Source organism: Paenibacillus sp. MER 99-2 (genome assembly GCF_023714095.1).
Classification (GTDB): domain Bacteria; phylum Bacillota; class Bacilli; order Paenibacillales; family Paenibacillaceae; genus Paenibacillus.
The window spans coordinates 1-413 of sequence record NZ_JAMAUZ010000043.1; the positions used below are offsets into that span (position 1 = coordinate 1).

The window sequence follows — 413 nt, forward strand, 5'->3', positions numbered from 1 at the left end:
ATTTACATCAAAATGATCCATTGGTAATCTTATTAAGTTTCACTCGTAATTTTGGTAAAGAATCTGCACTGATTGCTGGCATAGAGCACGCTACGGGTGATGTGGTGATTCCAATAGATGTAGATTTGCAAGACCCCTATAGAAGTTATCCCTGAGCTTATTAAAAAATGGCAAGCTGGCGCTGATATAGTTTTAGCCAAACGTATTGATCGTTCCACAGACAGTTACTTAAAACGTACAACCTCCAGCAGCTTCTATAAACTTCACAATAAGATTAGTTCTCCAAAAATTGAAGAGAATGTCGGTGATTTCCGCCTTATGTCACGTGAAGTAGTAGAAAATATTAAAAACATGCCAGAACGAAATCTATTTATGAAAGGTGTACTTTCTTGGGTCGGCGGAAAAATAGATAT

The 413-nt window shown here is 37.0% G+C and carries 1 protein-coding gene; it reads left to right on the top strand.

Features of this window, described 5'->3' with window-relative positions; all coding sequences use genetic code 11:
- A partial coding sequence (locus M3636_RS29215) for a glycosyltransferase (RefSeq protein WP_353056333.1) occupies positions 1 to 155 on the top strand: 155 nt, incomplete at its 5' end.
- Positions 156 to 413 lie beyond the last annotated feature (258 nt).